This is a genomic window from Frankia sp. CeRuru1 (assembly GCF_977966315.1).
In genome coordinates, this window is the sequence record NZ_CDWWEW010000193.1 from 1 (window position 1) to 9,497 (window position 9,497).

Genomic DNA, 9,497 nt, shown 5'->3' on the forward strand with positions numbered 1-9,497 from the left:
GCCGGCCCGGGCGGCTTCCGCCCCGGGATCGCGTCGTCCGTGGACGGCGACAACGACGAGTTCCGCGAGTTCCGCGACACCTTCCGCTCCAGGTCAGCGACCTTCGCCGTCAGCTTCGCGATCTCCCTGGCCTGTGTCGCCACCGTCGCCCGCAACTCGGCGATCAACTCCGCCTGCGCGCGGACGAGGGCGATCAGCCCCTCGATCGGCATCTCCTCCGGCGGCGGCACCCCACCACGTCACCACACGCACCAGATCCGATGCGCCACGCATCAGCCAACAGTCGGACCCGGAACGAACGCCAACCACTCACAGCAACATCAACAATGAAGCTGAATGTTTACCTGCGAAGAGCCCTATATCAACTACCCGGACATCGATCTGGCCGATCCTGCCTGGAACAAGTCCCCGGTCGCCTGGTCGACGCTTTATTACAAAGGAGAACTACCCTCGGCTGCAGCAGGTCAAGAAGCGCTGGGATCCGCAGGACCTTTTCCGCCATGCCCTGTCCGTGCGCCCCACCGGCTGAGGCCGCCGCGGCGCGTGGAATCCCTGTCGACCCATGGTCGACTGTCGCTCCAGCAGAGCTCGAGGACGCTGTGTGACGCTGCGATAGCGCGGGCCAGGTGACCGCGCGACCGCCACTGCCGGTCGGCGGCGGCCGGATATCCGTACCCGGAGGTTGTCGATGCTCGGCACATTCACATTCACCGACCTCTACGTCGACGTTCAGCAACACTACGCCCGGCAGATGCAACTGCTCGACGGCGGTGATTTCGAGTCCTACGCCGCCACGTTCACCCGGACGGCGAGTTCGCCCACACACCCGGCCGGGAACCCGCCCGGACCCGCGCCGGAATCGTCCATGGCCTGATCGAGTTCCACAGGCGTTTCGAGGGCGAGCGGGTGCAGCGGCGGCACTGGTCACCATGGTGAACCTCGAACCGCGGGACGACGCTTCCATCCGGTCGACGGCCTATGCGCTGGTCGGCACGATCCGGCCCGACACACAGCCCACCATCGCACCGAGCCGCGTCGTCCACGACGTCCTCGTCCGGCTGGACGGACGGATCCTGAACCGGTCGCGTCGGGTCGACCACGACCAGCTCTTCTGATCGGACGGCGAGGAAACGGAGCAGGCCGTGACACACCGGTTGGCCGGTCATTTCGGAGGAGAACAGTGAACAGACGTGTCGTCATCACCGGCATCGGTGTCCGCGTTCCCGGCGGCGCCGGCCGCAAGGAGTTCTGGCAGCTCGTGACGTCGGGGCGGACCGCGACGCGCCGCATCTCGTTCTTCGGCCCGAGCCCCTACCGCTCGCAGGTGGCGGCCGAGCTGGACTTCGATCCGGCCGCGGAGGGGCTCTCCCCGCGGGAGATCCGCCGGATGGACCGGGCCGCCCAGTTCGGTGTGGTGGCCGCGCGCGAGGCGCTGGAGGACAGCGGGCTGGACCTGGATCCCGAACGCACGGGGGTGAGTCTGGGCAGCGCCGTCGGCGCGGCGACCAGCCTCGAACAGGAGTACCTCGTCCTGTCCGACTCCGGGCGGGTCTGGGACGTCGACCATGATCACGTCTCGCCGTACATGTTCGACTACCTGGTGCCGAGCGCGATGGCGGCCGAGGTCGCGTGGGCGGTCGGCGCCGAGGGCCCGGTGACGATGGTCTCGGACGGGTGCACCTCGGGCATCGACGCCCTGGGCCACGCCTGCCAGCTGATCGCCGAGGGCAGCGTCGACGCCATGGTCACCGGCGCAGCGGACACCCCGGTCTCGCCGATCGTGGTCGCGTCCTTCGACGCCATCAAGGCGACGACGCCGCGTAACGACGACCCGGCCCACGCCTCCCGCCCCTTCGATCGAAGCCGCAACGGCTTCGTCCTCGCCGAGGGCGCGGCGATGTTCGTGCTGGAGGCGTACGACCGTGCGCGGGCCCGCGGAGCGGACAGCTACGTCGAGATCACCGGGTTCGCCACCCGCTGCAACGCCTACCACATGACCGGTCTGAAGGTGGACGGCCGGGAGCTGGCGCAAGCCATCCGGGAGGCCCTCGACCAGTCCCGGGTGAACCCGACCGACATCGACTACATCAACGCGCACGGTTCGGGAACCAAGCAGAACGACCGGCACGAGACCTCGGCGTACAAGCGCAGCCTCGGCGACCACGCCTACCACGTCCCGATCAGCTCGATCAAGTCCATGGTGGGCCACTCCCTCGGCGCCATCGGGTCGATCGAGATCGCGGCCTGCGCGCTCGCGCTACGTCACGGCGTCGTCCCGCCGACCGCGAACCTGCACGAGCCCGACCCGGAGTGCGACCTCGACTACGTGCCCCTGACGGCACGCGACCGGCGGCTGAACAACGTTCTCACGGTCGGTAGCGGGTTTGGGGGTTTCCAGAGCGCGATGGTCCTGCGCCGACCCGGGGCCGAGTCCCCGGTGGCGGCATGAGCACGATCGTCGTCACCGGTCTCGGTATCGCCGCGCCGACCGGTTCCGACGTCGAACGGCACTGGCAGGCGACCCTCTCCGGACGCAGCGGTATCGCCCCGCTCACCGCCGTCGACCCGCACCGGTACCCGTCGACACTGGCCGGTCAGGTCCGTGACATCTTCGACGCGAAGATCGTCTCCAGCCGCCTGCTCCCGCAGACGGACAGGATGACCAGGCTGGCCCTCCTCGCGGCGGAGCGGGCTCTCGCCGACGCGAAGATCAACCCGGCGGACCTGCCCGAGTACGACATGGGCGTAGTCACCTCGAACGCCTCCGGCGGTTTCTCCTTCACCCATCGGGAGTTCCAGAAGCTGTGGGCCCAGGGGCCGCAGTTCGTCAGCGTGTTCGAGTCCTTCGCCTGGTTCTACGCGGTCAACACCGGCCAGATCTCCATCCGCCACGGCATGCGCGGGCCGAGCGCGGCGCTCGTCGGGGAGCAGGCCGGCGGTCTCGACGCGGTCGGGCACGCGCGACGCAGCGCCGTCGCCGGTACCCCGTTGCTGGTCACGGGCGGGATGGACTCCGCCCTGGACCCGTGGGGCTGGGTCTCCCAGCTTTCGACCCGCCAGGTGAGCCGCCGCGCGGATCCGGCCGACGCCTATCGGCCGTTCGACGCGCGGGCCGACGGCTATGTGCCGGGCGAGGGCGGCGCGATCCTCATTCTGGAGCGGGCGGACGCGGTCGCCCGTCGCGGGGGACCGCGTGCCTATGGCGAGATCACCGGCTACGCCGCGACCTTCGATCCGAGACCGGGATCGGGGCGCGCGCCGGGGCTCGCCCGGGTGGCCCGGCTCGCGCTCACGGACGCGGGGGTGCGGCCCGCGGATGTCGATGTCGTCTTCGCCGACTCGGCCGGGACGCCGGACCTCGACCGGATCGAGGCCGCGGCGCTGGCCGAGGTGTTCGGACCGTACGGGGTGCCGGTGACGGCGCCCAAGGCGCTGACCGGCCGGCTCTACGGCGGGGGTGGCCCGGTCGATCTCGTCACCGCACTGCTGTCCATCCGGGACGGGGTGATCCCGCCGACACCGGGCACCCGCGACGTACCGGCCGACTACCAGCTCGACCTGGTGATCGGCGCGCCTCGCCGCCAGTCGGTACGCCGCGCCCTGGTCCTGGCGCGCGGGCGGCACGGCTTCAACTCGGCCCTCGTGGTCAGCGCGCCGTCCGCGTGAGCTCGGCGGACCGCGGGCGAACCCAGGCGGCGGGACCGTAGCGCCGCCGCCCGTGCGGGCCGCATCCTGCCCAGCACGAACGACCGACCGGAGGATGATGACATGACCGCGATGACACTCGACGACCTGCGCCGGGTCCTGCTCGAATGCGCCGGAATCGAGGAGAGCGTCGATATCGACGGGGAGATCCTCGACACGCCTTTTGAGGATCTCGGCTACGACTCCCTGGCGATCATGGAGGCGGCGGCGCGGATCGGTCAGGTGTTCGGCGTGGCACTGCCGGATGATCAGATCGCGGACGCTGAGACGCCGCGCCTGCTGCTCGACGCCGTCAACCAGGCCGTCCGGCCCTGAGACCGGGCGTCAGGCAGGTACCTGCCCGGCCGATCGCTGGGAGACCATGCTCATGAGCAATCCCCTGCAGTACCGGACGGAACACGCGGTGACGATCGCCGCCCCGGCGCACGAGGTCTACGCCCTCGTCGCGGACGTGACGCGATGGCCGGTCATCTTCGGGCCGACCGTGCACGTCGAACGCCTCGCCTACGAGGTCGTGGACGGCCGCGGGGAGGAGCGGTTCCGGCTGTGGGCCACCGTCGGCGGCGAGGTGTCGGTGTGGACCTCGCGGCGCACCCTGGACCGAGGCTCGCTGCGCGTGACGTTCGACCAGGAACAGAGCCAGCCGCCGGTGGCCTCGATGGGCGGGGACCGGCGCTTCGTCCCCCTCGCGGCCGGCGGGACGAGGGTCGAGCTGCGCCATCACGGCACCGCGGTGGACGACGCGCCCGCGACGCACGCCTGGATCCGCGCGACGCTCGACGCCAACAGCGAAAGCGAGCTGGCCTCGTTGCGGGAGGTGGCCGAGCTCGGTCATCCCCTCGACGACATCCTCTTCTCCTTCGAGGACACCCTGGAGGTCGACGGGTCGCCCGCGGACGCCTACGCCTTCGTGCGGGCGGCCGACCGGTGGCCCGAGCTGCTGCCGCATGTGCTCCACGTTGAGCTGCGGGAGGAGGCGACGGGCGTCCAGGACCTGGCGATGGACACCCGCACGGCCGACGGCTCGACGCACACGACCCGGTCGACCCGCCTGTGCCTGCCCGGCCGCATCGCCTACAAACAGCGGGTACTGCCCGACCTGCTGCTCGGCCACAGCGGGCCGTGGAGCTTCCGGCCCGGTCCGGGCGGTACGGCGCTGCTGACGGCTCGCCACAGCGTCCGGCTCGACCCCCCCGACCCCGGGAGGGCGTCCCGATGACCACGGCGCTGCGCCCCATCCCGGGCGTTCCGCCGGCGCGGACCGTCGAGATCGCGGACCGCGTCTACGCCTACGAGCAGCCACCCGGCGGATGGTGCCTGAGCAACGCCGGGGTGTTGGTGGCCGGGGACCACAGTGTCGTCATCGACACCGCGGCCACCGAACGCCGGGCGCGGGACCTCGCCGATGCCGTCGCCCGGCTCGGAGCCGGTCCGGTCCGCTCCCTGATCAATACTCATCATCACGGCGACCACACCTTCGGCAACGACGCCTTCGGTGCTGCCGTGACGGTCATCGCCCACGAGTCGACGCGCACCGAGATGGCCGAGACCGGCCTGGCCCTGACCCGCCTGTGGCCGGAGGTGACGTGGGGCGAGATCTCCCTGGCGCTGCCCTCGGTCACCTTCCGGGATCGAGTCGGCCTGCACCTGGACGACCGCACGGTCGAGCTGATCCACGTCGGCCCCGCGCACACCACCGGTGACGTGGTCGCCTGGCTGCCCGAGCAGCGGGTGCTGTTCACCGGGGACGTGGTGCTCTCCGGGGGCACCCCGTTCGTCCTCATGGGCTCGGTCGCGGGGACGCTGGCCGCCGTGGCCCGGCTGCGGGCCCTGGGCGCGCACACGCTCGTCGCCGGGCACGGGCCCGTCTGCGGCCCGGAGGCGTTCGACGAGACCGAGGCGTACCTGCACTGGATCCAGCGCCTGGCCCGCGACGGCCGGGCGGCCGGGCTCGCCCCGCTGGAGCTTGCGCGGGAGGCCGGGCTGGGGGACTTCGGTCACCTGCTCGATCCCGAACGGCTCGTCGGCTGCCTGCATCGCGCCTACGCGGAACTGGACGGGGGCGAGCTGGGCCGCCCGCTCGACGTGGTCGGGATCTTCGGGGAAATGGTCGAGTTCAACGGCGGACGGCTGCCGACATGCCTGGCCTGAGCTCGCAGTGGGGGGCACGCTGCGCCGCGCTGGAGTTGACGAAGGAGACGAGTGATGGATGAGGTCGCTGACAGTCCCCAGTGGGTGCTGTGCACGGGCTGTCGGGCGCAGGTGTTCGGCCGGCGCTGGGAGCGCAACCTGGGCGTCTGCCCGGAATGCGGGCATCATGCCCCCCTCACCGCCCGCCAGCGCCTCACCCAGGTGCTCGACGTGGGAAGCCTGGAGTACCTGCCGACCGCCTACCAGGACGATCCCGGCGACTTCCAGGACACGCGCAGCTACGTCGAGCGGCTCGCTCAGGCACGCCGCGAGACGGGCATGGCCGAGGCGGTGCTGTGCGCCCGGGGCAGCGTGGAGGGGGCGCCGCTGGTGGTGGCCGTGATGGACTTCCGTTTCCTCGGCGGCAGTCTGGGCGCCGCCGTCGGCGAGACGATCACCTGGGCGGCCGAGACCGCGCTGCGTGACAACGTTCCCCTGCTGATCGTGACCGCCTCCGGGGGCGCGCGCATGCAGGAGGGGACGATCGCGCTGATGCAGATGGCCAAGACGAGCGCCGCGCTCGCCGAGCTGGACGAGGCGGGGATCCTGACCATCGCGCTCATCAGCGATCCGACCTACGGGGGAGTCGCGGCCTCCTTCGCCACCCTGCCCGATGTGCTGCTCGCGGAGCCCGGGGCCCGGTTGGGGTTCGCCGGACGCCGGGTGATCGAGCAGACGATCCGCCAGCAGCTTCCCCCCGGTTTCCAGACCGCGGAGTTCCTCCTCGAACGCGGGTTCCTGGATGGCATCGTGGCCCGCAGGGATCTGCGTACCCGGCTGGCGCGGCTGTTGCGGGCCGGGTCCGGCGCCGCCGGCCGGGAGCACGGGCCGGCTCGGAACCGGCCACCGGTGGAGATCGTCCCGCTGGTGCGCGACCCCGGGCAGCTCCCCGTCGGCAACCCGTGGGACCAGGTGCGCGGCGCCCGCCGGCTCGACCGGCCGACCTCGCTGGACTACCTGTCGCTGGCGTTCCGCGACTTCCAGGAGCTGCACGGCGACCGGCTCTCCGGGGACTGCCCGGCGATCGTCGGCGGTCTTGCCTGGTTGGCCGAGACGCCGGTCGTGGTGATCGGCCACCAGAAGGGCCATACCCCCGCCGAACTGGCCGAACGTAACTTCGGGATGCCGCTGCCGGCCGGCTACCGCAAGGCAGCCCGGCTGATGTCGCTGGCGGCGAAGCTGCGCCTGCCGGTCATCACCCTCGTCGACACGCCGGGCGCCTACCCCGGCAGACAGGCCGAGGAACAGGGGCAGTCGGTCGCGATCGCCGCCAACCTGCGCCTCATGGCCTCGCTGCCGGTCCCGGTGGTGACCGTCGTCACGGGTGAGGGCGGTAGTGGCGGGGCGCTGGCGCTGGCGGTGGCCAACCGGGTGCTCATGTTCTCCGACAGTGTCTACTCGGTGATCAGCCCGGAGGGCTGCGCGGCGATCCTCTGGCAGGATCCGGCGGCCACCCCGCGCGCTGCCGCCTCGCTCGGCCTCGACGCCCGGGCCCTGCTCGAATGCGGCGTTGCAGACGCCGTGGTACCCGCGCCGGACGCCGGCACCGGTAGTGATCCGCTGCGCGCGGCGGACCGGTTGCGGGCGGCGCTCGTCGCGACCCTCCACGAGCTGTCCGGGCTCGGCGAGCGGGAGCTGGTCGCGGAGCGGCGGGCGCGTTTCCGCCGCTTCGGTCACGACCAGCCGATCAGCCGGAAGGTGGCGTCATGACGGCCGACGAGACGCGGCCCGCCACGATCGAGATCCGATCGGTCGGCGCCCCGTCCGGGGCGACCGCGTCGGTCGACGCGGTGGAGCTGCTCACCCAGGTCGGCGAGGTGGCCCGCGGCCTGCTCGACGCCACGCCGAGCCAGCCGAGCCGGCTGCGGGTCGGTGTCGCCGATGTCGTCGTCGAGGTGGAGTGGACGCCCGCCGCGCCGGCCGTGCCGGCCGTGCCGCCCGCGGCCGTGCCGTCCGGCGCCACCCCCGCACCCGGGCCGGTCGGACACGAGGTCGGCGCGCCCAGCGTGGGCACGTTCTACCGCCGGCCTGAGCCCGGCGCGAAGCCATTCGTCGCCGAGGGAGATGTGATCCGCGTCGGGCAGCAGCTCGCGATCCTGGAGGCGATGAAACTGATGCTGCCCGTCGAGGCGGATCGCGCCGGGCGGATCGAGAGGATCCTGCGGGAGGACGGGGACCCGGTGGAGTATGGCGAGCCGCTGTTCCAGCTCGCGCCGGTCGAGGCGAGGTGACGCGATGTTCGCCAGCGTACTGATCGCCAACCGGGGGGAGATCGCGCTGCGGGTCGCGCGGGCCTGCCGGGAGCTGGGCATCCGCACGATTGCTGTGTACTCCAGCGAGGACCGGGACTCGGCCGTCGTCCGCGCGGCCGACCAGGCCGTCCAGATCGGGCCGGGCCCGGCGAGGAGGAGCTACCTCAACGCGGCCGCGGTCCTCGCGGCGGCGGAGCAGACCGGGGCGCAGGCCATCCACCCCGGCTACGGGTTCCTGTCCGAGGACCCGGATTTCGCCGAGGCCTGCGAGGCACAGGGGGTCACGCTGATCGGCCCGCCGGCCGCTGTGATGGCCCGGCTCGGCGGCAAGGTCTCGGCGCGGTCGCTGATGGCGTCCGTGGGGCTGCCCCTGCTCCCCGGCAGTCTGGAGCCCCTGACGGACGTCGACGAGGCGCGGGAGCTCGCGGCGCGGATCGGCTATCCCGTCATCGTGAAGGCGTCCGCCGGCGGCGGCGGGCGCGGGATGGCCCTGATCCGCGATCCGGACCGCTTCGGCGACGAGTGGGCGCGGGTGCGGGCGAGCGCGCAGATGCTCTTCGGTGACGGCCAGGTCTACGTCGAGAAGTACCTGGACGGCGCCCGCCACGTCGAGATCCAGATCATGTGCGACCTCTTCGGTCACGCGGTCCATCTCGGTGCCCGGGACTGCACCGTCCAGCGCCGCCATCAGAAGCTGATCGAGGAGTCGCCGCCGCCGCATGTGCCGGGCGGCCTCCTCGACCGGATGGGGGAGGCGGCGGTGCGGGGCGCGCTCGCCGCCGGTTACGTCGGAGCGGGGACCTTCGAGTTCCTGCTCGACCCGGCGGGCGGCTTCTATTTTCTGGAGGTCAACTGCCGCATCCAGGTGGAGCACCCGGTGACCGAGGCGGTGACCGGCATCGACCTGGTGCGCGCTCAGCTCACGGTCGCCGCGGGGGAACCGCTGCCCTTCGGACAGGGCGATATCGAGATGCGTGGCGTCGCCATCGAGTGCCGGGTGAACGCCGAGGATCCTGAGCGCGGGTTCGCCCCGGCCCCCGGGCCGCTCGACCGGTTCGTGCCCCCCGGCGGCCCGTTCGTCCGGGTCGACACGGCGGCGTTCCCCGGCGCGACGGTGTCGGCGAGCTACGACTCGTTGCTCGCCAAGGTCATCGTCTGGGCGCCCGACCGGGACCAGGCGCTCGCCCGGATGGCGCGCTCGCTCGACGAGTTCGAGGTCACCGGGCCGCGCCTGCGCACGACGAAGGACTTCCTGCGGCGGGTCCTGGACGATCAGGCGTTCCGGCTCGGTCGCCACGACACCCGCCTGGTCGAGCAGATCCTGGCCGCCGACACCGCACCCACCTGACC

At 72.0% G+C, this 9,497-nt stretch carries 12 protein-coding genes; 11 read left to right on the plus strand and 1 reads right to left on the minus strand.

What is annotated here, in order from left to right; genetic code table 11:
* Positions 1–230, minus strand: a 230-nt coding sequence (locus tag AC08OP_RS14620) for a DUF6444 domain-containing protein (protein WP_476614699.1), incomplete at its 3' end; no start/stop codon positions are given.
* On the opposite strand from AC08OP_RS14620, the gene AC08OP_RS14625 reads away from it, so the two are divergent.
* The 11 genes from AC08OP_RS14625 to AC08OP_RS14675 all read left to right on the plus strand — a co-directional run bounded on the left by AC08OP_RS14625 (position 134) and on the right by AC08OP_RS14675 (position 9,495).
* Entirely contained in the window at positions 134–529 is a 396-nt protein-coding gene (locus AC08OP_RS14625) for a BBE domain-containing protein (protein WP_476614700.1), read from the plus strand. The two genes, AC08OP_RS14620 and AC08OP_RS14625, sit on opposite strands and share 97 nt — an antisense overlap.
* A 159-nt stretch (positions 530–688) precedes the next feature.
* Complete coding sequence (locus AC08OP_RS14630) at positions 689–874, plus strand: hypothetical protein (RefSeq protein WP_476614701.1); 186 nt, start codon at positions 689–691, stop codon at positions 872–874.
* Positions 875–929: 55 nt separating this feature from the next.
* The gene (locus AC08OP_RS14635; protein ID WP_476614702.1) at positions 930–1,115 is read left to right on the plus strand and encodes a hypothetical protein; all 186 of its coding nucleotides are present in this window, start codon (positions 930–932) and stop codon (positions 1,113–1,115) included.
* Between the two features lie 65 nt (positions 1,116–1,180).
* On the plus strand, positions 1,181–2,449 hold the full coding sequence (locus tag AC08OP_RS14640) for a beta-ketoacyl-[acyl-carrier-protein] synthase family protein (protein WP_476614703.1): 1,269 nt from the start codon (positions 1,181–1,183) through the stop codon (positions 2,447–2,449).
* Positions 2,446–3,666 (plus strand): ketosynthase chain-length factor, encoded by a 1,221-nt coding sequence (locus AC08OP_RS14645; protein ID WP_476614704.1) that lies wholly within the window; start codon positions 2,446–2,448, stop codon positions 3,664–3,666. The genes AC08OP_RS14640 and AC08OP_RS14645 overlap by 4 nt, the downstream gene beginning before the upstream one ends.
* A 102-nt stretch (positions 3,667–3,768) precedes the next feature.
* The gene (locus AC08OP_RS14650; protein ID WP_476614705.1) at positions 3,769–4,020 is read left to right on the plus strand and encodes an acyl carrier protein; all 252 of its coding nucleotides are present in this window, start codon (positions 3,769–3,771) and stop codon (positions 4,018–4,020) included.
* Between the two features lie 52 nt (positions 4,021–4,072).
* Positions 4,073–4,924, plus strand: coding sequence for an aromatase/cyclase (locus AC08OP_RS14655; RefSeq protein WP_476614706.1), 852 nt, complete (start codon positions 4,073–4,075; stop codon positions 4,922–4,924).
* Positions 4,921–5,856 (plus strand): MBL fold metallo-hydrolase, encoded by a 936-nt coding sequence (locus AC08OP_RS14660; RefSeq protein WP_476614707.1) that lies wholly within the window; start codon positions 4,921–4,923, stop codon positions 5,854–5,856. The genes AC08OP_RS14655 and AC08OP_RS14660 overlap by 4 nt, the downstream gene beginning before the upstream one ends.
* Before the next feature lie 54 nt (positions 5,857–5,910).
* Positions 5,911–7,605, plus strand: a complete 1,695-nt coding sequence (gene accD / locus AC08OP_RS14665; protein ID WP_476614708.1) for an acetyl-CoA carboxylase, carboxyltransferase subunit beta — start codon at positions 5,911–5,913, stop codon at positions 7,603–7,605.
* The gene (locus AC08OP_RS14670) at positions 7,602–8,126 is read left to right on the plus strand and encodes an acetyl-CoA carboxylase biotin carboxyl carrier protein (RefSeq protein ID WP_476614709.1); all 525 of its coding nucleotides are present in this window, start codon (positions 7,602–7,604) and stop codon (positions 8,124–8,126) included. Before accD ends, AC08OP_RS14670 begins: the two co-directional genes overlap by 4 nt.
* 4 nt (positions 8,127–8,130) lie before the next feature.
* Positions 8,131–9,495, plus strand: coding sequence for an acetyl-CoA carboxylase biotin carboxylase subunit (locus tag AC08OP_RS14675; protein WP_476614710.1), 1,365 nt, complete (start codon positions 8,131–8,133; stop codon positions 9,493–9,495).
* Positions 9,496–9,497 lie beyond the last annotated feature (2 nt).

What these genes read in the sequence shown, in the direction of transcription:
- AC08OP_RS14655 (WP_476614706.1), top strand. Translation starts at nt 4,073, where the DNA reads ATGAGCAATCCCCTGCAGTACCGGACGGAACACGCGGTGACGATCGCC.
- AC08OP_RS14645 (WP_476614704.1), top strand. Translation starts at nt 2,446, where the DNA reads ATGAGCACGATCGTCGTCACCGGTCTCGGTATCGCCGCGCCGACCGGT.
- AC08OP_RS14630 (WP_476614701.1), top strand. Translation starts at nt 689, where the DNA reads ATGCTCGGCACATTCACATTCACCGACCTCTACGTCGACGTTCAGCAA.
- AC08OP_RS14670 (WP_476614709.1), top strand. Translation starts at nt 7,602, where the DNA reads ATGACGGCCGACGAGACGCGGCCCGCCACGATCGAGATCCGATCGGTC.
- AC08OP_RS14635 (WP_476614702.1), top strand. Translation starts at nt 930, where the DNA reads ATGGTGAACCTCGAACCGCGGGACGACGCTTCCATCCGGTCGACGGCC.
- AC08OP_RS14675 (WP_476614710.1), top strand. Translation starts at nt 8,131, where the DNA reads ATGTTCGCCAGCGTACTGATCGCCAACCGGGGGGAGATCGCGCTGCGG.
- AC08OP_RS14650 (WP_476614705.1), top strand. Translation starts at nt 3,769, where the DNA reads ATGACCGCGATGACACTCGACGACCTGCGCCGGGTCCTGCTCGAATGC.
- accD (WP_476614708.1), top strand. Translation starts at nt 5,911, where the DNA reads ATGGATGAGGTCGCTGACAGTCCCCAGTGGGTGCTGTGCACGGGCTGT.
- AC08OP_RS14660 (WP_476614707.1), top strand. Translation starts at nt 4,921, where the DNA reads ATGACCACGGCGCTGCGCCCCATCCCGGGCGTTCCGCCGGCGCGGACC.